The 24,543-nt window shown below is 51.4% G+C and carries 15 protein-coding genes; 9 read left to right on the top strand and 6 right to left on the bottom strand.

From position 1 onward, the window contains the following. Positions 1-3 precede the first annotated feature (3 nt). The 6 genes from ACX93W_RS15565 (at position 4) to ACX93W_RS15540 (ending at position 5,207) form a co-directional block, all read left to right on the top strand. Positions 4-1,335, top strand: a complete 1,332-nt coding sequence (locus tag ACX93W_RS15565) for a response regulator (RefSeq protein ID WP_459393296.1) — start codon at positions 4-6, stop codon at positions 1,333-1,335. Positions 1,336-1,431: 96 nt separating this feature from the next. Then, entirely contained in the window at positions 1,432-2,349 is a 918-nt protein-coding gene (locus tag ACX93W_RS15560; protein WP_459393295.1) for a carbohydrate ABC transporter permease, read from the top strand. Then, a complete protein-coding gene (locus ACX93W_RS15555) occupies positions 2,349-3,218 on the top strand; it encodes a carbohydrate ABC transporter permease (RefSeq protein WP_459393294.1) in 870 nt (289 codons plus the stop codon). The genes ACX93W_RS15560 and ACX93W_RS15555 overlap by 1 nt, the downstream gene beginning before the upstream one ends. 181 nt (positions 3,219-3,399) lie before the next feature. Then, positions 3,400-4,854, top strand: a complete 1,455-nt coding sequence (locus tag ACX93W_RS15550; RefSeq protein WP_459393293.1) for an ABC transporter substrate-binding protein — start codon at positions 3,400-3,402, stop codon at positions 4,852-4,854. A gap of 30 nt (positions 4,855-4,884) precedes the next feature. Beyond that, positions 4,885-5,013 carry a hypothetical protein gene (locus ACX93W_RS15545; RefSeq protein ID WP_459393292.1) on the top strand — a complete coding sequence of 43 codons (129 nt, stop codon included), beginning with the start codon at positions 4,885-4,887 and terminating at the stop codon, positions 5,011-5,013. Positions 5,014-5,015: 2 nt separating this feature from the next. Then, positions 5,016-5,207, top strand: coding sequence for a hypothetical protein (locus tag ACX93W_RS15540; RefSeq protein WP_459393291.1), 192 nt, complete (start codon positions 5,016-5,018; stop codon positions 5,205-5,207). Positions 5,208-5,295: 88 nt separating this feature from the next. On the opposite strand, the gene ACX93W_RS15535 is transcribed toward ACX93W_RS15540, so the two are convergent. Together ACX93W_RS15535 and ACX93W_RS15530 are read right to left on the bottom strand one after the other, a co-directional pair. Then, entirely contained in the window at positions 5,296-7,491 is a 2,196-nt protein-coding gene (locus ACX93W_RS15535) for a GH92 family glycosyl hydrolase (RefSeq protein WP_459393290.1), read from the bottom strand. A 20-nt stretch (positions 7,492-7,511) separates the two neighbouring features. Then, positions 7,512-8,747: a GntR family transcriptional regulator gene (locus ACX93W_RS15530; protein ID WP_459393289.1), complete on the bottom strand. Its 1,236-nt coding sequence runs from the start codon at positions 8,745-8,747 to the stop codon at positions 7,512-7,514. A 657-nt stretch (positions 8,748-9,404) separates the two neighbouring features. Here ACX93W_RS15530 and ACX93W_RS15525 point away from each other — a divergent pair. After that, positions 9,405-9,704 carry a hypothetical protein gene (locus ACX93W_RS15525; protein ID WP_459393288.1) on the top strand — a complete coding sequence of 100 codons (300 nt, stop codon included), beginning with the start codon at positions 9,405-9,407 and terminating at the stop codon, positions 9,702-9,704. Positions 9,705-9,815: 111 nt separating this feature from the next. Here the strand turns inward: ACX93W_RS15525 and ACX93W_RS15520 are convergent, their stop codons facing one another. The 4 genes from ACX93W_RS15520 to ACX93W_RS15505 form a co-directional block, all read right to left on the bottom strand. Further along, a complete protein-coding gene (locus ACX93W_RS15520; RefSeq protein WP_459393287.1) occupies positions 9,816-11,648 on the bottom strand; it encodes a cyclic nucleotide-binding domain-containing protein in 1,833 nt (610 codons plus the stop codon). 111 nt (positions 11,649-11,759) lie between these two features. Then, positions 11,760-12,380, bottom strand: coding sequence for a hypothetical protein (locus ACX93W_RS15515; protein ID WP_459393286.1), 621 nt, complete (start codon positions 12,378-12,380; stop codon positions 11,760-11,762). Between the two features lie 309 nt (positions 12,381-12,689). Next, positions 12,690-13,919: an aminopeptidase gene (locus tag ACX93W_RS15510; RefSeq protein ID WP_459393285.1), complete on the bottom strand. Its 1,230-nt coding sequence runs from the start codon at positions 13,917-13,919 to the stop codon at positions 12,690-12,692. A 652-nt stretch (positions 13,920-14,571) separates the two neighbouring features. Next, the gene (locus ACX93W_RS15505; RefSeq protein WP_459393284.1) at positions 14,572-15,480 is read right to left on the bottom strand and encodes an ArsR/SmtB family transcription factor; all 909 of its coding nucleotides are present in this window, start codon (positions 15,478-15,480) and stop codon (positions 14,572-14,574) included. Positions 15,481-16,398: 918 nt separating this feature from the next. Here ACX93W_RS15505 and arfA point away from each other — a divergent pair. Together arfA and ACX93W_RS15495 are read left to right on the top strand one after the other, a co-directional pair. Further along, positions 16,399-17,904, top strand: coding sequence for an arabinosylfuranosidase ArfA (gene arfA, locus ACX93W_RS15500; RefSeq protein WP_459393283.1), 1,506 nt, complete (start codon positions 16,399-16,401; stop codon positions 17,902-17,904). A gap of 679 nt (positions 17,905-18,583) precedes the next feature. Next, complete coding sequence (locus ACX93W_RS15495) at positions 18,584-24,523, top strand: S-layer homology domain-containing protein (protein WP_459393282.1); 5,940 nt, start codon at positions 18,584-18,586, stop codon at positions 24,521-24,523. The last annotated feature ends 20 nt before the right edge of the window (positions 24,524-24,543 follow it).

Below are 24,543 nucleotides of genomic sequence, written 5' to 3'. Positions count from 1 at the left end.
GGGATGTACAATATTTTGATCGTGGACGACGAACCGTTGATTTGCGAAGGATTGTCCCGGCTGCTGGCGTCTTCGGGCCTTGGCATCGATCATATCTACAGCGCGAATAGCGGTTATGAGGCTTTGGACTATTTGCGGATTGAAAACATCGACTTGCTGGTGACGGATATTCAAATGGGCACGATGAGCGGAATCGAATTAATGCAGCAGGCAAAAATTATGAAGCCTTGGGTGGAAGTCATCGTGATCTCGGCGTACGAAACGTTTCAATATGCCCAGCAGGCCATTCGTCTCGGGGCCAAGGATTATTTGATCAAGCCGCTAAACAGCGAGCAGTTCCTTAGCTCTGTCCGTCATGTGCTGCTGCATATGGACAAATCCCGCCGGGATCAGGAGGAAGTGATGACCGAACTGCTGGAGACCTTCCATATGGCGGAGCCGCATCCCGGACGCACGGCCCTGCTGAAGGAGCTGCTGGGCGAGCGGACAGGCGGCCGGGACATCTTGTTGTCCCAGCTCCAGCAGCGATACAGCACCATTTTGAATGGCCCGTATTACGCGGTAATCAAGCTGAAGCCGGAATTTGGCGCCGGAAACCGCGCGCTCTCGGAAAAGGACGGCTTGCTGCTTCGTTATGCTGTGCTTAATATCGTGAACGAGCTGCTGGACCGGGAGCGGGATCATCAATCCTTTTATGACAGCGACGGGACGATTTGCGCGGTGATTCAATGGGATGAAGAACGGTACGGCAATTCCAGCATGGATGCCATCAACCAATTGGAGATGCTTGCGCGCAGTCTTCAGTTCAACGTACGCAAATTTCTGGGTTTTCCATGTGTCGTTGGCGCAAGCCAGATTTTACTCGGCACGGAGTTCCTTGGCGAAGTTTATGCCCAGGCCAACAAGGCGCTGCTCTGGAGCCGGGAGTTTCAGGATCATTATGTTTTTTATTACGGCGACTTCAAGTGGGGCGTTTTTGAAGGGGATGAGGAGCCGACGGAGGATGAAATTGCCGCGCAAAACAACCGGATTGTGGAGCGGGCGAGAGAGTACATTCATCTTCATTACGCGCAGAAAGGTTTGACCTTGAATGAGGTTGCCTCCAGAAATCACGTTAGCCCCAATTATTTGAGCTATCTGTTCAAAAAAACGACCGGATACAATCTGTGGGAGTATGTCATCAAGCTGCGGATGGAGGAAAGCCGGAGGCTTATTCTGAACACCGATTTGCGACGCTACGAAATATCGGAGCAGGTGGGGTATGAATCGCCGGAACATTTTAGCAAAATCTTCAAAAAATATTACGGGTTGAGTCCCAGCGAAATGAAGAAGTAAAATCGCCTACTATCTCTGTAGATACACACATGTTCATGGCCCCCCTCTTTTTCTACAATGTGGATAGATCACATCCAAGGAATGAGGGACGACGCAATGGAGCAAATAACGGCTGTTCCGGGGAGCGGAATTGCAACTCGGCAATCGTGGACGGGCAGGCTCAAGCGGTATATGTGGGGTTATCTTTTTCTGCTGCCTGCAATGGTATGCTTTACGCTGTTTCTATGGCTTCCCATCGGCAAGGGAGTGCTTAACAGCTTCTACACCATTGATTTCGTGAAGGGCAATAACTTTGTCGGGCTGGAAAACTACAAGACAATATTGACAGATTCCGATGTGCTGATTTCGGTCAAAAACACGGTTTATTACATGGGCCTGGGCATTGCCATCGGCTTTTGGGTGCCCATCCTGATCGCCATTGGTATCTCCGAAATGCGCCGATTTCAAGGCTTTGCCCGGGTCGCCGCCTATCTGCCTTACGTCGTGCCGTTTGTGGTGCTGTATGGCGTGTGGCGCTGGCTGTACGACCCCATCGGTCCAATTAATGCGGTGCTGAAGGGGATCGGCATCGGCCAAATCAATTTTATGGTGGATCGGTCATGGTCGATGATCTCCATCGTTATTATGGAGACATGGCAAAGCTTCGGCTCCGCCATGCTCATTTATTTGGCCGCGGTCCTTAGCGTTCCGCGCGATTGGTACGAGGCCGCCGAAATCGACGGCGCGGGCGTCTGGCAGCGCATCCGGTACATTACGCTGCCCGCTATCCGCAACCAGATCCTGCTGCTGTTCATGCTTCAGCTTATCGCCACCTCGCAGGGCTTCCAGACGCAATACGCGATGCTGGATGGCGGTCCGAACAATGCAACGTTAACGTATGCCCTGCTCATCGTTCGTTATGCATTTGTGCGGCTGGATTACGGTGTAGCTTCGGCGCTTGGCGTGCTTATGTTCCTGGCGTTATCCGTGCTGGCGGTTCTGCAATACCGGATCAACCGGGGAGGTGCGGCGTGATGAAGGCTGGCGAACGAAGCATTATTTCCGACCATGATCTGAAGAAACCGGCGGCCAAGCTGGCTTACATCGGCATGAATCTGATGATTCTCGCCATGATGGCCTGCATGGTGTACCCCATCCTGATTTCCATGTTTAACGGTCTGAAGCTGAATAAAGAGGTTAATTCGTTTCCTCCGACTTTTTTGCCGAAGGAATGGCATTTCGATAACTACGCCAAAGCCTGGAATTATATCGATCTGCCCTTTTATTTTAAAAATACGATGATGCTTTTTTTCGGGAATATGGCGGTTATCGTGCTGGTTCTGGGACTGGCTGCGTATGCGTTGTCCAAAATCAACCTGCCGTTCAAGACGGGCATCAGCTACTATTTCCTGATGACGCTGTTTATTCCCGCGACCACGTATATGATCCCGAACTTCGTCAACCTGAAGGATCTCGGGCTGATGGGTTCGTTCTGGGCCATCTGGCTTCCCGCCGGCGCAAATGCTTTTTTCCTGCTGCTGCTTAAGTCGTTTATGGACGGCATCCATATCGAAACGTTCGAATCGGCGCGTATCGACGGGGCTTCGGAGCTGCGCTGCTTTTTTCAGATCGCTTTTCCGCTGTCAATTCCCATTTTTGCCACGCTTGCGATTTTTGTATTCGCCACGGCCTGGAACGACTGGTTCTGGCCCAGCTTTATCCTTAGCCAGGACAACAAGCCGTTGTCTGCCGCAATCCGAGACTTTGTGCTGAACGCCCGCAGGCTGGATATGAACATCAAATTTGCGATTTTGACCATCGTCATGATTCCGCCCATCCTGATCTTTTTGTTCTTCCAAAAATTCATTCTCCGGGGTCTATACCTTGGCGGCGTCAAAGGGTAAGGGCCGGGAAATGGAACGGCGACAGGTTATAATGTTGGGGGGGCGATTCCTGGTGGATCGCGAAATACGGTGCGTAAATCTGCACACGATGATCATAGGAATACACATCGCCCTGACGATTCCGTCTCCAGTATGATGGCCCTGTAAGTCAAAATCGCAAAGCGACAAGGGGGATTTGTGAATGCGCAAGTTTTCAACGATGATGGCTCTGCTAATGGCGGTTATCCTTGTGCTGTCGGCCTGCTCGAGCGGGAATGGCAATGGTACGGGCAACGGGGGAGAGGCGAGCAGCCAGCCAACCGCGAGTTCGGAGACGGAAAAGCCGGATGACACAGGCGTCAAGGAAGAAGATATCACTCAGCGGAAGGTCTCCATCAGCATTTATTACCCGACGCCGGACCGCGTGGAGGACCGCGCGCTGGAGGATGACAAGATCCGGCGTTTTAATGAAGTGTTTCCGAACGTCGAGGTGATCAAAAGCGATTGGCAATATAGCCCCAACGAAATCGGCATCAAAATGGGAGCGAACGAAGCGCCGACGCTGTTCAACACGTACGCCTCGGAAGGCAAATTCCTGGCCGAAAAAGGCTGGGCGGCGGATATCACCGACTTGTTCAACAGCTACGCTTATAAGGATCAGATGAATCCTGTGCTCCAGGACCTGTTTACGGTTGACGGCAAGGTATACGGCATCGCTCAGCGCGGATATCCAACGGGCGTCGCCGTGAACAAAAAAATGCTGGACGACAAAGGCGTGGCGATCCCGCCCTTTGACTGGACCTGGGACGACATGCTAAGCGCGGCAAGCGCGGTTGCCGATCCCGGCAGCGGCATCTCCGGCATTGCGCCGATGGGCAAAGGCAATGAAGCCGGCTGGAACTGGACCAACTTCCTCTTTACCGCAGGCGGCGACATTCAACAAGCCGTCGATGGCAAAATAACAGCTATATTCAATTCCGACGCGGGAGTTAAGGCGCTGCAGTATTACGACAAGCTCAAATGGGAAGCCAATGCGATTCCGCAGGATTGGGCGCTCGGCTGGGGCGACGCGGTTGGCGCTTTTGCGCAAGGCCGCACGGCGATGGTGATTGCGGGACCGGACGGCCCCGTCGATCAAGGCTTGAACCAAGGCGGCATGGCCCTGGAGGATATTCTCGTTTATCCGATCCCGGCGTATGAAAAAGGCGGCAAGCATTATGGTGTGCTCGGCGGCGACTTCCTGGTCATCAACCCCAATGCGACCAAGGATGAGCAAGAGATCGCGTTCCATTACGCTACATTCGACTACTTCTCCGATAAAGGACTGGACTCGCTGGAGCAGAACATCCAGGCCCGCAAAGCGGATAATAAGTTTTACGTGCCGGCCGTACTGCAATATTTCAAGTCGGATTCCGAATACGGAGCCAAGGTAACGGCGCTGTTCAACAAATACGACAATGTCTACCAATATGGTGAGGAAACGTTGGGGTTAATCGACGGCAAGCCGGAGTCCCAATATAACACCCAGGACTATTATGCCGCGATGACCAACATTATTCAGGAGGTTTTCTCCAAGCAAGGCGCCGATATGAAAGCCCAATTGGATGCGGCGGCGAAGCAAATGCAGGAGAAGTTCTACGACGGAATCCAGCCGTAGGTTCGCCTGCGGATGAGAGGCGGTGGATGAATGCCGCGAGGAACGTTTCGTAATCCCAAAATGCTGATTGCTGCGGTTGGGGCAGCGCTGGCTGTTTTGGCGGTTGGCTGCCTGCTACTGCTCATGGCGCTGCGAGGGATGAGCGGTCGCAGGAGATAGAGGTGTTCGGCAGTATGGACGGCGATGCCTTCGAGTCGCTGCTCCCCGCGGCTTCCTACACGTACAACCCGGAATTCGGCAATGGGGTTGAGCTGTTTTTGGAACGAGCGACGGATATCCGCTATATCCGGGTAACGATCACGTCCAACAGCGCATGGCCTGCCGCTCAGATTTCGGAGCTTGAGGTATACTGAATGAAATAAGCCGACTTAAGGGTGCGCTTAAAGCAGGACGCGCTTCACCTTCAGTCGGCTTTTACTATTTACATGTGATTACACGTTCTTACTTCTTTTCCGTCAACGAAAACGGAAGCTCGTCCGCGCTGTAGTTCCGGTGAGTTGGCGCTAAGCCAAGACGGAAGTCCAGCGTTTTGCCAGCCATGATGTCTTCGTGGGTAATGAACAGCTTGGTGTACTTTTCGCCGTCTACCGCAAGGCTGCTGACAAAATTGGATTGCGGGTTGTTGTTATCTGTGTTCACATGCAGCTGCTTGCCGTTAGCCAGCTCCACCGTTACGCTGTCGAACAATGGAATGCCCAGCACGTATTCATTGCTGCCCGGGCAAACCGGGTAGAAGCCCATGGAGCTGAACACGTACCAGCCGGACATGCTGCCGTTGTCTTCGTCGCCAGGGAAACCGTCATAACCGCTGTTGAACAGATGCGTCATGATTTGTTTGATGACGATTTGCGAAGACGCCGGTTGGCCCACATAGTTGAACAAGTACGGAATATGGAAGCTTGGCTGATTGGAAATCGCCACTTGGCCAAAATCGACAGCAGCCATTTCGCTCATCTCGTGAATTTCAAAGCCGTAGCCTTTGACATCAAAGTCCGGCGCTTTGTTGCACAGCTCCGTGATTTTTTCGAAGAACTTGTCGCTGGAGCCGTATTCGTCGATCAGGCCTTGGAAGTCATGGTATACGGCATAGCCGTTTTGCCAAGAGCTGCCCTCTGCATAATCCAGTCCCCAGCTTGTATCGCTAAAGCCCGGACGGAACTCGCCGTCTTTGCTCTTAGCGCGCATATGGCCCGTTTCCTTGTCAAAAATATTGCGGTAGTTCAAGGAGCTTTGCCTGTATTTCTCCGCCACGTCGGTTTTGTTCAGTACGCTTGCCACCTGGCCGATGCAGAAATCGCTATAGGCGTAGTCCAGCGTATGGTTGACGCTCTCGTGGTAGTCCAGCGGCACGTAGCCGTATTTCAAGTAGTCGATCGTACCTTGGCGGCCGTAGCCGTCCTTCTGGCTTTGCGTCGTTGCCGCTGTCAGCATAGCTTCAAGCAGCTCCGGCATCATTTCCGTACCGATGCCTTTCATGGCGGCATCCGCAATGACGGCGTCGATCAGCGTTCCCGGCATCAAGCCGCGCTCGTCGGGGGAGAGCCATTTTGGCAGGAAACCCGTTTCCCGGTAGGAATTGAGGTAGCCCTGCATCATTTCTTCGTATTCCTTCGGAGCGATCAAGGAATAGAGCGGATAAACGGTTTTGTACGTGTCCCAGAAGCCGTTGTTTGTGTAGAGAATCCCTTTCTGGACCTCTTTGGCAGTCGTATTGTAGTGGATCGCCTCGCCGTTTTCGTCCAGCTCGTAAAACTTTTGCGGGAACAGGAACATGCGGTACAGGCATGTATAGAAGGTTTTCACCTTTTCTTCGTCGCGATCGGTTACCTTGATTTTGTTCAGGTAATGGTTCCATTTGTCCGCCGCTTGAGCCTTCAACTCTTCAAAAGTAAACTCCAGTTCTCGGCTGTAGTTCAGGCGGGCTTGGTCAAATCCGATGTAGGAGGTGGACAGCTTGGCCAGCAACGTGCTTTTTTCGCAATCCAGGAAACGGATAACAAAATGGCGGTCCGTGCCGTCCAGCTCGGTTGCCGGAGTGAAGTTGCCTTCGGAATCGTAATAACCTGTTGTCGATGTGTCGATGTCTTTATCAAAGGTCAACACGGCGTAAATGCCGAAACCTTCGTCGCGGCAGCCGGAGTAGTTGTTGAAGAAGCCGCTTAATGTGCGATTTTCGATGTCCAGCTTCATTTGGCTCTTTTGCTTGGCGTTAATGACAAAGCCGGCTTGCTGTACCGAATTGTATTTAACTTGAATCGCTGCGCCATAGCAGGTCGGCGTCAGCTCGGACACGATGTTGTAGCGCTGCTGCTTCACTTTGACGTAGTTTGGCTTGAACGTAGCTTCCTCCGGACGGTAGGAGCTTTGGCAGGTGAAGACGGTGCCCCGGATTTTGTCATCGGCGATTGGCGTCATCAGGAAATGCGCGAAGTCGCCCATCCACGGGCTTGGCTGATGCGTCAGGCGGTAGCCTTGGAATACGCGATCGTTGGGGTTAAAATACCAGCTGCCTTCGTTTTCGGTCTGCACGGCAAAATGATTCATGCCAAAAGGAACGGCCGTATAAGGCAGCGCGTTGCCGTTGGAGTAGGTGTACTTGTTGTTTGTGCCTTGTCTGGTATCGATATAATGCAGCATGTGAGTTCTCCTTTAGGTTGTTAATGTTGCAGGGTTTTAACGGTCTGGCGTTCCACGAGCGTAACGGGAACAACGATGGACTCCTGCGTTTGCTGCGGATTCCGTATCCGCTGCAGCAGCATTTCAGCCGCCAAATAGCCCATGCGCTCAAAATTTTGCGAAATCGTCGTCAGCTTTGGTTCGATCAAATCCGCGAGCTGAATGTTATCGAAGCCGATAATGGAAAAATCGTCGGGCACCGATAACCCCATTTCCTTGGCCGCCCCGATAAATTCGATGGCGCTGAGATCATTTTCGGCTACTATGGCGGTTACGCCTTGCTCCAGCAGAGAATGGATCAGCTTGACATAACGTTCTTTGCCGAGGTCCACGTCATGGGTCAAATAGTTATCCGTCAAATCGGCGACTCCGCGATCCAGCAATTGATGGTCGAACATCGCCTTCAAATAGCCCAGGTAGCGCTCCCGGATACTATATGAAGTCTCCACCTTCAGCGACGAGATAAAAGCGATTTTTCGATGATTGTTTTGGATCAAATGGGCTGTGGCCTGATATCCGCCCCCAAAGTTGTCGGAAACGACGGACGGAAAGGGAATGCCTTCGATGTTTTTGTCCATAATGACGACGGGAAACTGCTTCAGATGGTACTGATACAGGATGCCGAGATCGGAATGGCTGTCCACCGGATAATAGATCAAACCCTGATTTGGGCTGTGCAAGGCATTTTCCAGCAGCTTGCGTTGGCCGACGATTGAATTGGATTGAATATTCAGCGTGTAGCCGGCACTGGTCAAATAGTCATTGATCCCTTTTTCGTAATCGCCTAATCCGGGATTATGGGCAAAGGGCAAAATCAGGAGCGCGCTGTTTGCAGCACTGCCATAAGGTTCGTTGTGACCATGCACGCCAGCCTTGGCCGTTTGTCCGACATTGCCGGATACCAGACTATCGCCGGAGCCTGCATGCCCGGGTTCGCCGCCTGCATATTCGCCATTCTGCTCGTCTCTGCTGTGAACCTGACCGCGGGGCCCAATATGGCTTTGCTCCCGAACAAAGCTCCCTCGGCCCTGTACCCGGTAAATCAATCCTTCATTCTCAAGCTCGGTCAATGCCCGTTTGGAGGTAATCCGGCTGACGCCATAGCGACTGGACAACTCCGCTTCTGTCGGAACTTGATCTCCGCTTCCCAGCTCTCCGGAAACCATTTTCTCCTTGATGGCATCAACGATTTTTTGATACAACGGTATATTGGTCATTCCAATGCTCCTCTTTCATATTTGGTATATCATATTTAGTTCTATTTTGTCAAAATGGTATATGTATGTTGATGTAAAATGATGTTGGCTGGCTGCCGACACGATCCGCTTTTTTGCAGCGCCATTGCAGAAAATGGCGACTGCATGGGGAAAGAAGGGGCATAACCCTGAATGCCAAGCTGTGTCAGCAAGGGGCCGCGCTTGTCAGAAGCAGGGGAATCGCGTTGGAGAAGGGGCTATTTTGACGGGAATACGGTGTATATTGGTTTATACTATATCGCTTTATGGAAGAATACAAGCTGTCAAGGTTCGTCATTCTGCTGAGGTTGACTCAATGTGATATGTCGTTTTGCGCTTGTGTATGTTAAATTGGTATATCAAATTTATGTAAAGGAAGCGGATGATGAACGTATCGTCTCGTTTAACCCGCAGGGGATTGGAAGATTTAGGGTGATTGGACGATCAGGATTATGTTGACGAAATAACAAATGATGCGTTGACGTGAGGATTTTCACATCCTGACAGGCGTTAAATGGCAGTTCTGTTCATTGTAAAAGGGCATCCAGTTTTCAAAACGCTTCAATGGGTATAAAATAAGGAGGAGAAGTCGTCTGAGTAACCAATCAGATCAAACGTGAAGACAGGAGATGGCACATTATGTATACGCGACTGAAACAGTTAGAGGATCGGTTGAGTGAGCAGCATCACAGAGATTTATTCCTGCAGGCGAAGCATACGCTTGGCGCTTTGGACGATTTGGCGGATCAACATCGTCGTTACAGCTCCATGCAAGCCCTAAGCGGCGTAAAGATCGTGGGTAGCGAGGAAGCTTTGTTCTACAATACGCTTGCGGAAGCGAAGGAGCAAATCGTATTGACGCTTGAAAAAACGTTAAACGATTTGGAGCACAAAGGCGACAAGCATTATGATAAAAATTTCACGGACGGAGTCGAGTAGGATCGGACTCGTTTAAGACGGAATTGCCGGGCGGATGGGGAGCACCCCTTTTAACCGCCCGGCTTTTTGTTGTGAAGAAATAACGTGGAGGCCGCTCGTTTTCGCAAAAGATCATGAGCTGGAACGCAGCGCTTGTCCGCATCTGGCGCAATAGCTCAGTTGGTTGGGCGAAAGCGTTCCGCAGCCCTCGCATTTCAGCGCGGATTGGGACGAAGCGGAAGCCTCCAGCTTTTCCAGGAGGGCCGCTTGCTCAGGATGCTGCGCATCCAACGATGGATTTAACGTATTCAGTGCGGTAATCTCATCCCGCATGCCTTTGTTCAAAAGCCGGAAGAGGATAAACAAGCCGGCAGCCCCAATCACAAGCATGCCTGGAATACGAAGGACTCCCTCCATAAAGCCGTTGTTCCATAAGGCATGCAGCAACAGGCTGGACGCCAGCAAAAGCAGCATGGCAAGGGCGTTTCGGCTAACCGTCTGCCGTGATAGGCTGCTTTTATTTTTAAGCCCGTACCACAAACCGGCGGTAGCTATGGCCGTCCAGGTTCCATGGCCAAAAGGAGATAACAAGGCGCGTACCCACATGACGGCGAGCATGTCGGAAGCCGTGCCTTGCTGCAGGTAATTCCATCCGTACCACAGGCTTTCCGCAGCGGCAAAGCCCATCCCTACAGCAGCGCCGAATACAACGGCATCCATCAGAAACCGATGTTTCCCGCTGCGGAGAATCAGGATGCACAACAGCAGCTTTAAGCCTTCCTCGATAATGCTGACGGCGATTGGCTCCACGACAGGTCCGGAATGGGCCATCCAGGCGTTGCTATTAAATAAAAGCTGCCGCTCAATAAGCCATGCGGCCGGCACAGTGGTAATTGCCGACAAAACAAACACTTGCGCCAACGCAGAAATCCGGTAACCAAGCAATTGCGAACTCCGTATGTACGAGACGAAGGCAACGGGACCCGTGACGCTGCCAAGGAGCAGCGAGGCAAAGGTCCAAACCGGATGCTTGAGCCATATAGCAAGAATCGTCGTAGCAATAAACAACCCGCCTAGCACAAACAACACATTGATCCAGCGGTCGCTTTTTTCGACATTTGGCATCTCCGGGGAATCGGGAGTTTTCGCGGCATATTGAAGTTTGGCGCGCAAAGCGGCATCCCGATGTCGGATGGTGACGAGCTCCTGGAATTGCCGTTGGACCTGTTCGTATTGCTGCAGAATATAGTGGAATTCATCCCTTCCCATAAGCAGAAGCTCTCCGTCTTCCAATGCCGTCACCGTGCCGCTGCAGGCTTCATTCAGCAGAAGGTCTCCCTCCCCGAAACAGTCTCCGCTTCCCAAAGCCGCCCCTTTGCGTCCGGCAACCATAACTTGAAATTTGCCCCGCGCGATCATGTAAAGCTCCTGTGCCGGTCTGCCCTCCGTCAGGATGATTTCGCCTTTGGCGACTTGCCGCCTAGCGGTTACTTCGGCCAAGCCGCGCAGCTCCGCGTCCGCTATCGATGACCACATGGTGGCCTTGCGCAGCAGTCCATGCACCTGACGAATACGAGCCGTAAATACTAAGCTCTCATGAAAAAGAGGACTTGTTTTCGCCAGATGATAAAATGGAGCGGAGCCCAGCCTCAGAACGGTGAGCTCGCCAAGTGCTTTAATGTCTGCCGTGCGCTTCTCCTTCAATAATAAAGCGATTTCGCCAACCAGCGCGCCTTCTCCGAGGACGCCAAGAAGAACGGGGCGACCAATCAGATTGCGCGAAGAAACGACGGCTTCGCCGCTCATAATAAAGTAGCAGCAGTCGCCGAACTCTCCCTCGGTGATGAAAACCTCACCATCCTGCAAGTGTAAAACCTCCATTGCGGCAGCGACGTTTTCCAGCTCAGGCAAGGGCACGCCGCGGAGCAATGGATTGCTTCTCAAAAAGGATACGATATCCGCCATAATCATCTCTCCATAAAAAAACGGAATTTGCCCGATAGACAAATTCCGCGCTATTTTGCCACAGATAGTCAGCCTGATTATAACAGAATTTCGTTGTTTAGAGAGAAAAAACTAACGCATATTGCCGATGATTGAGCTCCTGGAATCCTGCATTTTTTTGATGGTGTTGTTCAGCAGTTCAGTGGATTCCGTTCTTTTGTTGGCCAAGCTTTGTAGGCGCAGCATGTCCATTTGCTGAGCGCTATTGTTGGAATCGATAATAGATTTAAGCCTTTCGATAATTACGTACATATCGTTTTGGTCAAATGCGCTTTTTCTTTCGAATTGAACTCCATTTGCCTGTAGTTCATTTTGGGTAGCTTCGTCCAAAATAAACTTTTTATCGACAGGGTTTATCAAGGAGTTATTTACTTTGCCCAGGAGAAGATTCTGTTGCGAAATGAGCTCATTTCGTTTTTGAATGACTTCCAGTTGGGATTGCACCTGTTGCTCCAAAAGCTGGGCGCGCTGCTGCTGCACCGCAAGCATTGCGGATTCGATATCGATCGAAGCTGAGCTGCCGAAAGCAGCCGAGGTGCCAACCGTGTTTTTTGTGCCTCCGTCGTTGAAAACCCCTTTTACAGCGGTATAGGCTTGATCGTTCATCATAATCCCGGTTCCGATCACAACGCCAAGCATCGTCAATCCCATAGTGGATAGAATCTTTTTCTTTTGTGTCTTTTTTCTCTGCATGTTTATCGGCCCCAACTTTCGCATCGGTAATATAACATTCATTATATCGTCAAAAGGGTGAACGTTCTGTAATGCGAATTACATTTTGGGTGACAAAATGCACAGGTGGTTGAGGGTAGCCCTTGAATCATGAAAATCCGCCGCCCAGTGGTGGTCAGCAAACTCATGCTTGACAGGCATATCCCCATGGCGCGCAAAAAGAGCCTTCTGCACCCACGAATAAGTGGTTGCGGAAGGCCCTTGTGTTGTTATTTTTCCCATTCTTGCCCGTTTATAGGCAGTCATGTAGCGGGGCTGTGCCCGGCAGCTCTAGAACGCCCAGTTGCCTTTGCGGAATACCGGCTCGACTTGGCCGTCTTCGGTAATTCCGTCGATATCCATTTCGGCTGAGCCGATCATGAAGTCGACATGCAGGAAGCTTTGGTTTAATCCGGCCTGCTCCAGCTCTTCTTTGGACATGGCCGCGCCGCCTTCCACGCAGGTTGGGTACGCATTGCCCAGAGCCAAGTGATTGGATGCATTTTCATCAAACAACGTATTGAAGAAAATGATGTTGGCATCCGAAATCGGGGAACGATGCGGAACAAGCGCGGCTTCCCCGAGATAACGGGACGTGCCGTCCAGATCGATCATTTCCTTCAGGGAGTCGTAGCCTTTTTCGGCTTTGAAATCCACAACCCGGCCGTTTTCGAAAGTGAGGCTGAAGTTTTCAATCAGGTTGCCCTGGTAGCTGAGCGGTTTAGTGCTGCTCACAACGCCGTTTGTGCCGTCCTTATGCGGGGCAGTGTAAACTTCCTCCGTCGGAATATTGGGGTTAAACGTGCCGCCGCGCTCATTTTTGGAAATGCCGCCGTTCCAATTGTGATTTTTGGGAAGTCCAATAACAAGATCCGTACCCGGAGCGCGATAATGAAGCTTCGTGTATTGCTTGGCATTCAGATAAGCGCGTTTGGCGAGCAGTGTGTTGTTGTGCTCCTCCCAAGCCGCGACAGGGTCATCCAGTTTGACGCGAACCGCTTTGAAAATGGCTTCCCACAGGGCTTCGACGGCGTCTGCTGTCTCCAGCTCCGGGAAAACCAGCTTGGCCCAGTTGTCCGATGGCGCTGCAACGATGGACCAGGAAACTCTTTTGGAAGACGTATATTTCCGCCAATTAACGAGTGCTGCCGAGGAAATGCGGGAATAATCCGCGATGCGTTTTGGATCGACGCCTTTGAGCAGCTCGGGATCGTCGGATTTGATCAACAGGTAGGCGCCGCCGCGCTCCGCGATTTCGTTCATGCCCTGTACGCGCCAGGAAGGGTATTCCTGGAATGCTTCGTCGGGCGCCAGATTGTACATCAATTTGGTTACTTCCTCGTCGCGCCATTCTACATGGACGTGTTTTGCTCCTACCTCGTAAGCGCGTTTTACGATCAGGCGGACAAGCTCCGGAATATGAATGGGGGCATTGACCCAAAGCTCTTGTCCCGGCTGGATATTAACCGCCGTCCTCACGACTAAATCCGCGTATTTTTCCAAATCTGCAGTTGCTGGCATATGTTTAACTCCTCCTAATCTCTATAAGTTGAACGAAAAATGGCGTATGGCGTTTATGCAATGAGTCAAAAAATCACTGAATCCTTCCGCTAACTGTTTGATCGAACAAGCATGGCTATTACATATCTTGTACAGTTCTTTCGTTCAACTTGCATAGGTTAGAGTGTAACACTTTAGCGCTGAAGAAAAAAGAACGACCGTCACACTTGTGCTTGGAAGCGGCTTAGTTTAGCTTGGAGTGAAGCATCAGGCAAAGCACTGTGCTTCGCTTGGCGCACCGCATCCGGTCAGGTGCTTAGCTTCGCTTGGCGCACCGCATCCGGTCAGGTGCTTAGCTTCGGTCGCGTAACGTATCCGAACAAGTGCTTAACTTCGTTCGGCGTACCGCATTAGACCAATCACTTAGCTTTGGTTGCGTAACGTATCCGAACAAGTGCTTAACTTCGTTCGGCGTACCGCATTAGACCAATTACTTAGCTTTGGTTGGCGTACCGCATTAGACCAATTACTTAGCTTTGGTTGGCGTGCCGCATTAGACCAATCACTTAGCTTTGGTTGGCGTGCCGCATTAGACCAATCACTTAGCTTTGGTTGGCGTGCCGCATTAGACCAATTACTTAGCTTTGGTTGGCGTGCTCATCCGGTTAAGTCTTTAGCTTCGTTCGATGTACCGCATCCGGATCAGCAGATCCTGCTCGTAGTTGCCGAAACCTCGTCCGTATAGCGTTAAGCCGCCACGCCCTTTTTTTAAATCCTCTGCACTGATGCGCAGCGTCCAATAGGGGGCTCCGGCATCCAGCATGTTTACAGTAACCTCCGATATTTTCATGCCGTCGATAAAGGTGCCGTGTTTGTTCAGACGCAGAACCTTCAGCATTCCATATTGATTGACGTCGGATTTCCACCATAGTGGAGTTAACCTGCCGCGCTGCTCGCCGAAGTCGCCCGGGCTGGTCCAAATGCCGACAGGTCTGCCGTCCAGAGAGAAAGAAATATCCGACGGCCAATGCTCATTGACTTGAGGAGCTTCCGAGCCAATTTCCATGGATATTTCCAGTTCCTTCACCGTTTGATCGCCTAGCAGGTAATTAGGAATGCGGTATTCAACATAACCCCGAGCAAACCACAAAATGCCTGCATGGACCCGTTCGGGATCAAGGAAGGTGACGGGATCGTCGTAATGTCCAATCAATCGTTCCGTTGTAGCAAGTCCGCAAGTCGGCGACGCCTCAAGCTCGGAGTAGTGGCCGACCGGGATGGACAGCTCTTTGACATTGATTTCTTTTGCCGGCGGAGAAAGCTTGATTTGCATAAATTCGGTCGTAACGAAGCAGAATTTATAGGTGCCGCCATTGATACGCCTCATGGCGCTGCCCACGATGCCTGCCTTCTCCAGCTTGCTGACGTGGCTGCTGACAACCGCGTTGCTGAGGTAGAGCTCAGTCGCCAACTCCTTAATGTGCATTTCTTTCATGTAAAGCAGATCGATAATTTTGAGGCGGATTTCGCTAGCCAGCGCTTCATAGACGGCCAGCGATTCCGAGTTTGTTGTCAGATACATAATGATCTCCTTCGTATGGATTGTAGGTTTAGGCGCAATCAAAGTGACTTTGCAGTTAGTATGAACTCTAATGGACATCCATTGTCCGCTTGGCGCAAACGTTCATCAATAGCCGTTAACCGTTTGGGTTTACATTAGAAGAACTCTTCGGAAGAACTCTTCGGAAGAACTCTAATGCACATCAATGACCGCTCGCCGTTTGAGGCTCATTTGCCAAGCGTAGCTACTTCGGATGAATTTTAATGGTCATCCATGTCCATTAGCGCCTACTTTTTAAGTAAATCCAAATTGTAACGGCCGCCGATGTCCGTTAGAGAGGTTTTTTGGCCCCAATATTGGTTGTTTGAGCTTCTAACGGTCATTTACTTCCGTTAGAAATCAAAAACCCTGCTTTTTTGAGCGCTAACGGTCATCCGTGACCGCTAGCGGTTTGGGGGAGCTGCGTAGGACGAAATCTATTGGACATCGATGGCCGTTAGCCGTTTGAGACTCATTTGCCAAGCGTAACTACAAAGTAATGAGCAAGTTAATCAGTGTTGCATGGGTACTGAATGAGCGTTGCAGCAACATTGAACTAGAATTGCATCCATGCTGAAATTGCATCCGTGCTGAATTGCATCCATGCTGAAGTTGAATCCGTGCTGAATTGCATCCGTGCTGAATTGCATCCGTGCTGAATTGCATCCATGCTGAAATTGAATCCGTGCTGGTGCTGAAATTGAATTCAAGGTGTAATGGAATCAATGTTGAGTTAGCAATCAAAACTAAATTGGTTTTCTGAGTTGAATTAGTTATTTACCGAATCCTAAGCAATTCGTGTTGTTTAGGTATCCCTATTATGATACAAATAGAGTGAAGTTATCAATATCAGGATTTTGCTTTTACCGAATTCAAAGAAAAAGAAAAGAGGCTGAAGCGATGACTGTCAAATCGACCATGTTAATTGATAAGAACTATGTTATTTCATCCGTAGACAAGCGGATTTACGGCTCGTTTATCGAGCATTTGGGCCGCGCTGTGTACGGCGGCATTTATGAACCGGGACATCCTACGGCTGACGCCAACGGCTTTCGGCAGGATGCTATTGAAGCAATCAAAGCGCTGAACGTGCCGATTATCCGTTATCCCGGCGGAAACTTCGTATCCGGTTACAACTGGGAGGACGGCGTTGGTCCCAAGGAGCAGCGCAGACGTTTGCTGGAGCTGGCTTGGTGGACGACCGAAACCAACGAAGTAGGCACAAACGAATTTGCGGATTGGGCCAAGCTGGTTGGCACCGAAGTGATGATGGCGGTTAACCTGGGTACTCGAGGCATCGACGAAGCGCGCAACCTGGTGGAATATTGCAACCATCCATCCGGCTCTTACTACAGCGACCTGCGTATTTCCCACGGCTACAAGGAGCCGCATCGCTTCAAAACGTGGTGTTTGGGCAACGAGATGGACGGGCCTTGGCAGATCGGCGCCAAAACGGCAGTTGAGTACGGACGTCTAGCAAATGAAACGGCCAAGGTGATGAGGTGGGTTGACCCCACAATCGAGCTTGTAGCATGCGGCAGCTCCAGCAGCGGCATGGACACCTTTGCATATTGGGAATCCACTGTGCTTGATCTGTGCTACGATCAGGTGGATTACCTGTCACTGCATACCTACTACAACAACAATAACAACGATGCAGGAAACTTCCTGGCGTCGTCTCTGAATCTGGACCATTTTATCGGCAGCGTGGCTTCCATCTGTGATGCGACACAAGCCAAGAAGCGCAGCAAGAAAAAGCTGATGCTTTCCCTGGACGAGTGGAATGTATGGAAAACGATCGGAACGAGCCGCATGGAAGAGCGTTGGGGCATCGCGCCGCCTGAATTTGAGGATGTGTACAACCATGAGGACGCTCTGGCTGTCGGCTGCTACCTGATTACGATCCTGAAGCATGCGGACCGTGTCAAAATGGCATGTCTGGCACAGCTCATCAACGTTATCGCACCAATCATGACGGAGAATGATGGTTCCCTGTGGCTGCAAACCACTTATTATCCGTTCCTGCATGCGTCCAACTTCGGCAGAGGCAACGTGATTCAATCCATCGTCAACTCGCCGAAATACGATGCCAAGGACTTTACAGATGTCCCTTATCTGGAGTCGACGGCGGTACATGATGAAGAAAACGGCTATGTGACCATTTTTGCCGTCAATCGCCACCTGAGCGAAGCAATGGAGCTGGACATTGATGTGCGCAGCTTCGGCAATGTAAGCCTTGACCGCCATATCGTGCTGGAGCATGATGATCTAAAAGCCTTCAATTCCAAAACAGCGCCAAATAACGTCGTGCCACACGAAGGCGGCAAAACGACAGTGGACGGCTCCCGCGTAACAGCTCGCTTGTCCAAAGCATCGTGGAACGTAATTCGTTTGAAAGTAAACTGATTAACCTAAACGCAAGTTGATCAACTTGAACTTGAAGTGAATCGCTTGAAATTCAACCTCAATTTCTGGGAAAATGTTCCTCATGAACATTCCAGGAATTGAGGTTTTTTATGCTGCAGAATATTGATTCCTACGACAAGCAGCCATGTCGGAACAGAAAGCAGCTTGTCCATTGCAAAACGGCCATGTCGGAACAGAAAGCAGCTTGTCCATTGCAAAACGGCCATGTCGGAACAGAAAGCAGCTTGTCCATTGCAAAACGGTCATGTCAAAACAAAAAGCCACATTGTTCAAAATAAAAAGCTACTTTGTTCAAAATAGAAAGTCGCAAGTTCACTACGGAAAGTTTCCGTGTTCACTAGGTGACGTCGTGTTGTTCACACGCTTTAGCCCGTTGTTCACATGCCTTGCCACTTTGTTCACTCGGGATATCGGCGCTGTTCACTGTTAAGCCAAAAGCCCTTGTCTACGCTGAATGTACTATGAACAAATTCAGCTAAAGTGAAGTTTCTTGCGTTTTTGTCCAAAAAATCCCCGGTTTGATTCAGTTCAGTCACGTTGATATTCTTCAGTTGCGAGAGGAAAAAGGATTCGTTATCATTCGTTGTGACGTTCCGAAATCCAACATGGAAGCGCATACAAGACAAGGGCGATCATTTTTGCAAAAGGAGGCAATACATTGCTGAAAAACAAAAAATGGATCTCGTTGGCGTTAAGCTGCATGCTGCTTGCGACGTTGTGGACGCCGTTTGGTCCAGCCTTTGCAGATGGAGGCGACAGCGCGTCTGTCTCGAACTGGACGGAGCAGGAATTGAAGGCTAACGACTATATTTTGTATTTCGTAAATGCGGGCGATTCGACGCCTGCTACAGTTGAAGGCAATGATAAGTTTGGTCTGTACGCCTCGGTGACGGAGCAGGTATATGGCCCTGACCCCGTTACGGGCAAGCAGTGGGGGCTCGTGACGACAACTACCGGTACAGCCGGCGCAGGAGCAGCCACCAAGGAAGGCAGTCTGAGATATTACAGCGGCTCTCAAGTCAGAGACAAAGCGCTGGAATACCGGTTTGAGCTGCCTGCCGGCGATTACGATGTAACCTTTGGTTTTCAAAACCCGTGGAGCGCCCGCAGCGTAAACCTGCTGCTTGAAGGCTCTAACGTATCCGGGGGCGATTTGGCCATTGGAGCTGATGGGGCTTTTAAGGAGGTTACCTATCGCAAAATCGCGGTGAGCGACGGCATGCTGGATTTGCGGGTACAAGGACCGGCGACGGGGACTTTGAGTCAATATAATGATCCTCTGGTCAACTACCTGATCATTCGGAAGTCGGTTATCGTGCCGGTTTCTGACCTGCAGGAGAAAGTAACGGAAGCCGAAGCTGCCATAAACGGCGGTGATTTCTCTCCTTACAGCGTTGGCATACTGAATGAATCCATTGCCTCTGCAAACACGCTGTTGAATCAGCTGGCGGAGCAAGGACAAGACTACGCAAGCCCGGATAATCAGGAGAAAATACGGGCTGCTATTGCAGATCTTGGCGCTGGAATCGCAGGTTTGGCTGCCAAGGAAGTGTATACGTCCTTTAAACCGGGCGCTGTTTGGAACGACACGAACGGGGCCTTGATTCAAGCTCATGGCGCCGGCGTGATCTATGATGAAAAAACAGAAAAATTTTATTGGTATGGCGAGGATAAAACCCACGGCTACTTGCCTGCAAGGGGCGTGCGCGTTTACTCTTCAACCGACTTGTACAACTGGCAGGATGAAGGTTTGGCTTTGACCGCGATCAAGGATATGGATGCATTCACCAATGATCCGCTGATCTCGTCTCTGTACGCCGGACGCCAGGACAAAGCCGACATACTTAACGATATCGGCATTGACCGGATTATTGAAAGACCAAAAGTCATTTACAATGATAAAAACGACAATTACGTCATGTGGATGCATACCGACGGGCCTTCGGCCACCTCCACGGCCAACTATGCCAAGGCGGAGGCGGGTTACGCAATCAGCGATTCCCCGACAGGACCGTTTGTATATGGCAAAAGCGAGCGGATGGACCGTGCGCCTGCGGGAGCCACAGACAACGGACAGCCGGATCAGCCGGGCATGGCCCGCGACATGACGCTGTTCAAGGATGATGATGGCACGGCTTATCTGGTGTATTCCAGCGAAGAAAATTTGACGATGTATATCTCCAGGCTGAACGAGGATTATACGGATGTTGTGGGCTGGCATAAGGATGGCAACGTGGAGCGGGATACGGAATACAAGGCCGTATACGGCGAGGACTATGTGCGCGTATTCCCGCTTGCCCAACGTGAAGCGCCTGCGTTGTTCAAATATCAGGGACTCTATTACATGATTACTTCAGGAGCAACGGGCTGGGATCCCAACGTCGGGAAATATACAGTAGCCGAGGATCTGATGGGTCCGTGGAGACCGATGCGCGATGTAGCGCCGGGAAGCTCCACGACTTTTGGGTCGCAGAGCACCCATGTTATCCCCGTGGATGCTGCCAACGGCAAGTTCATTTATATGGGCGACCGCTGGAACAAAAATGATCTGAAAAACTCCCGTTACGTTTGGCTGCCCATTGAGTTCGGGCAAGGCGACGAAATCGTGCTGCGCTGGCACGATGAATGGACGCTGGAGGAATTAAACGGCATGGGCCGGGTAGAGGTCAAAACGGCGCTTCCGGAGAGCACAACGGTCGGGATGTTGCCGCAGCTTCCGCAAAATCTCGTGGTGGAGCAAGGCGACGGCACGGAAGTAACAACGCCTGTGACGTGGACATCCACGGCGGCAACCTTTGCCAAGCCGGGGCCAGCCATTCTTACAGGAACGTTGCCTCAATTTAATAACAAAAAGATTCAGCATACGCTTTATGTCATTCCGGAAGGCAAGGCTTATTTTGTTCATGCGGGCGGCGCCAATACGGCGGATTATAGAGAAATGATCGAGCTGATGGGGACGGAAAACGTCCTGAACGGAAGCGTAATCGATCAGGCCTATAATGCGGCCGCTGCTCCCACATGGGGTCATGTAGGAGGAAATACCAATTCAAATGGCACGGACAGCGGCGACTTGTTCAGTTCGCTTCGCTACCTGTTGAGCAGTAGAGGCGATGATCTGACTTATCGCTTTGATGTGGAGGATGGCAAGTATGACGTTTATGTCGGCTTGTACGATCCTTGGGCTCAATATTCCAATGGCAACCGGAAGGCCAACATTGTGCTGAACGGGAACGTTGTAACGTCGGGTTATGTATTCACCTCTGCGCGAGACGTGTTGGGATACAATAATGTAACGGTATCCGACGGGAAGCTGGAGCTGACCGTGCGTCGCGCGGCAAGCGGCAACGCAGATCCGCAGATCAGCTGGATTATGATTGCCGAATCTGACGGGACGGTTGTTGTGCCGCCGCGTGAAACCCCCGAGCTGAAGCTGCATTATGATTTCGGCAAAGTGGAAGACAACACTGTAGTAGACCAAGCGGGCGATTTTGACGGCTCCTGGAAGAACAAAAACAAAGCTCGCCACATCGAAGCCGCAGGCAATGGGGTGGCGGAATTTGCGGGAGGCGCAAGCGATTCCTATATCGAAATTCCGCAAGGCGTTCTCGACGGCTTGCAGGATGTAACGGTATCCTCGCTCGTAAGCTGGAACAGCGCTCGTCCGGCGGAGTGGGTGTTTGCTCTGGGGCAAAGCAATACCCATTATCTCTACTTGACGCCAAAATACAACAATAACAACAATGCAACCAGCGGGACTCGCGCCGGTATAGCAACCAACGGCTGGATGAATGAGCAAAGCGCGATTGCTTCCTCGGTGCTGCCGACCAACACATGGAAGCTGGTGACGGTGGTAGTGCAAGGGCAGGAAGGAAAGCTTGCCTTGTACATTGACGGCCAGCCGGCCGGAACCGGCTCGACGGGCGGTTTTACGCTGGAGCAGATCAAACGCGCGACAGGGCCAAGCGGCTATATTGGCAAGTCATTTTATAGCGCAGACCCTTATTTTGGCGGGATGATCGCCGATTTCCAAATCTATGACGGCGCGCTGAACGCAGCCGAAGTAGAGGCTTTGTACAGCGGGTTTTCAACCAAGCTGACCGCACTGGAAGGACTTTTTGTATCGGAAGCGGCGGAGAAGCTTCAAGTATCCGCATTGCTTGGGTCCAACCAATCCAAGGATGAGGTGCGTGGAAATCTGACGTTGCCGGCAACTGCGGGGCAAGGCCTGACGGTTGCCTGGACCTCCTCGGATCCAGCTGTTATTAGCGTAAACGGGGCGGTTAACCGACCTGCGTATGGCGGACCTCCCGCAATCGTTACATTGACGGCGGAAGTATCCGATGGCACGCATCAGGCGAGCAAAAGCTTTACATTTACCGTGCTGCCGATGGAAAATGACCGTCAGCTGGCAGAATGGGATGCCGCGGCATTGAAGGTGCACAACATCGGTGATGTGAGAGGCAATCTGACGCTGCCGACGAAAGGCGAACATGGCGCCGTTATATCATGGGCGACAGGTGACGGCTCTATCGTAACCTCTACGGGAGAAGTGAGCCGGCCAACGCATGGAAGCGGGGATCAAAGCGTTGCTTTGACGGCAACGATCACCAAAGGGTCCGTTTCCTTGACGAAGGCGTTTGCCGCCGTCGTTCGCGAGCTTCCGCAACAGGAAGAGCTGGCGGGATATCTGTTCAGCTACTTCAAGGGTGAAAGCAGCGCAAGCGGCGAGCAAATCTATATGGCGCTCAGCAATGGGAACACGGCATTGGATTGGCGCGAATTAAACAACAGCCAGCCTGTGTTAACCTCTGTATTGGGCGAAAAGGGTCTGCGCGATCCTTCCATTATCGCCTCGCCTGAAGGCGACAAGTTTTACTTGATCGCGACCGACCTGAAAATTTACGGCAATAATGACTGGAATCGTGCTCAACGCTCCGGCAGCCGCTCCATCATGGTGTGGGAATCGACCGATCTGGTAAACTGGTCTCAGCAGCGCATGGTCGAGGTAGCGCCGGAAAATGCAGGCAATACCTGGGCTCCGGAGATTGTGTATGACGATGTCAACGGCCAATATGTTGTCCTGTGGGCATCCAAGCTGTACAATACTCCGGATCACAGTGATGCCAGTCAACAACGAATCCTGTATGCAACGACGAGGGATTTCTATACCTTCTCGGAACCGCAGGTTTATATGGACTACGGATATTCCATTATTGATACAACTGTGGTTCAGCATGATGGCAGCGTGTACCGCTTTACAAAGGATGAGCGGGACAACAGCCAGCAGGCGCCATCCGGCAAGTTTGTTTTCCAGGAAAAAGGAAGCAGCATTTTTGCCGATGATTTCGAGCTTGTGAAGGAAGGTATCGGAAAAGGACAGATTGAACGCGGAGAAGGTCCAACCGTTGTTAAATCCAATACAGAGAACAAATGGTATCTGTTCATCGACGAATTTGGCAGAAAAGGATACGTGCCGTTTGAAACGACGGACCTGAGCTCCGGAAACTGGATAATGTCAAGTAATTATAATCTGCCTTCCAATCCGCGCCACGGTACAGTCATTCCTGTTACCTCATCTCAATATGCGGCTTTGTCGGCTCAAGTGCCGGGCGTAACGGCGCCTGGTCAAGGCGTGCCGGTAACGGGAGTGGAGTTGGAAAGCGGCTCTGCCAGCTTGAAGGTGGGCGATCAATTGACGCTTAACGCTGTTGTATCCCCGGCAGATGCCACTAACAAGGCACTCCTGTGGTCCAGCAATGCTAGCGATGTGGCTGCTGTAGACGCAGCTGGCAAGGTAACGGCATTAAAGGCAGGAACGGCTGTAATCAGCGTAACGACAGCAGACGGCGGTTTTAGCGACTGGTTTAGTGTCGCGGTGGAAGAAGCCCCGGCTCCATCGACGGGACCAACTCCTACGCCGACATCGACAAGTCCAAATCCGACACCGGCGCCAACGACTACAAGTGGTCCAAATCCGACGCCGTCGCCAACATCGTCAACGGGCCCAAGCGCGACGCCATCGCCAACAACGTCCGCTAGTCCAAGTCCGACGCCTGCGCCAACGACATTTGTCGATACGGGCAGCCACTGGGCAAAAGAAAATATCTCGAAGCTGGTCTCCAGCGGTGTGCTGACCGGGTTCCCGGATGGCAGCTTTAAGCCGGAGCGTCAGATGAATAGGGCGGAATTCGCCGCCGTTGCGTTCCGATTGCTTGGGTTGCAGCCAACCAATGAATCGGCTTCCTTCACGGATGTAGCTTCGGATGCCTGGTATGGTCCTTATATTTCAGGACTGCATTCCGCCGGTTTGGTGAACGGCTTCCCGAACGGTGAGTTCAAGCCGGGCAATCAGATGACTCGCGAAGAAGTGTTTGTGATTCTCTATCGGGGGCTTAAAGATAAGCTCAAACCGGTGGAGGATGGAGCAAGCGAACGCGTCTTTACCGATGGAGGTACAATCTCGGCTTGGGCAAGGGAAGCAATTGCAGCCTTGACGCAAGCGGGTATTATCTCCGGTTACGGAGATGGCTCCGTTCGTCCGCAAGGCTTCATTACGCGGGCGGAAGTAGCGGCCATCGTTGCCAAGTTGGTGGAGTAAATTAGACGCACATCTTTAAA

The organism is Paenibacillus sp. CAU 1782 (assembly GCF_054551715.1).
Note: the sequence above shows the minus strand (reverse complement) of the source record. Positions and strands in the feature narration are given on the sequence as shown.

Coding starts and splice junctions, on each gene's coding strand:
- ACX93W_RS15505 (WP_459393284.1), bottom strand. CDS start 15,480: ATGTATCTGACAACAAACTCGGAATCGCTGGCCGTCTATGAAGCGCTG.
- ACX93W_RS15545 (WP_459393292.1), top strand. CDS start 4,885: ATGCCGCGAGGAACGTTTCGTAATCCCAAAATGCTGATTGCTGCGGTT.
- ACX93W_RS15560 (WP_459393295.1), top strand. CDS start 1,432: ATGGAGCAAATAACGGCTGTTCCGGGGAGCGGAATTGCAACTCGGCAA.
- ACX93W_RS15510 (WP_459393285.1), bottom strand. CDS start 13,919: ATGCCAGCAACTGCAGATTTGGAAAAATACGCGGATTTAGTCGTGAGG.
- ACX93W_RS15515 (WP_459393286.1), bottom strand. CDS start 12,380: ATGCAGAGAAAAAAGACACAAAAGAAAAAGATTCTATCCACTATGGGA.
- ACX93W_RS15555 (WP_459393294.1), top strand. CDS start 2,349: ATGAAGGCTGGCGAACGAAGCATTATTTCCGACCATGATCTGAAGAAA.
- ACX93W_RS15525 (WP_459393288.1), top strand. CDS start 9,405: ATGTATACGCGACTGAAACAGTTAGAGGATCGGTTGAGTGAGCAGCAT.
- ACX93W_RS15565 (WP_459393296.1), top strand. CDS start 4: ATGTACAATATTTTGATCGTGGACGACGAACCGTTGATTTGCGAAGGA.
- ACX93W_RS15535 (WP_459393290.1), bottom strand. CDS start 7,491: ATGCTGCATTATATCGATACCAGACAAGGCACAAACAACAAGTACACC.
- arfA (WP_459393283.1), top strand. CDS start 16,399: ATGACTGTCAAATCGACCATGTTAATTGATAAGAACTATGTTATTTCA.
- ACX93W_RS15520 (WP_459393287.1), bottom strand. CDS start 11,648: ATGGCGGATATCGTATCCTTTTTGAGAAGCAATCCATTGCTCCGCGGC.
- ACX93W_RS15550 (WP_459393293.1), top strand. CDS start 3,400: ATGCGCAAGTTTTCAACGATGATGGCTCTGCTAATGGCGGTTATCCTT.
- ACX93W_RS15530 (WP_459393289.1), bottom strand. CDS start 8,747: ATGACCAATATACCGTTGTATCAAAAAATCGTTGATGCCATCAAGGAG.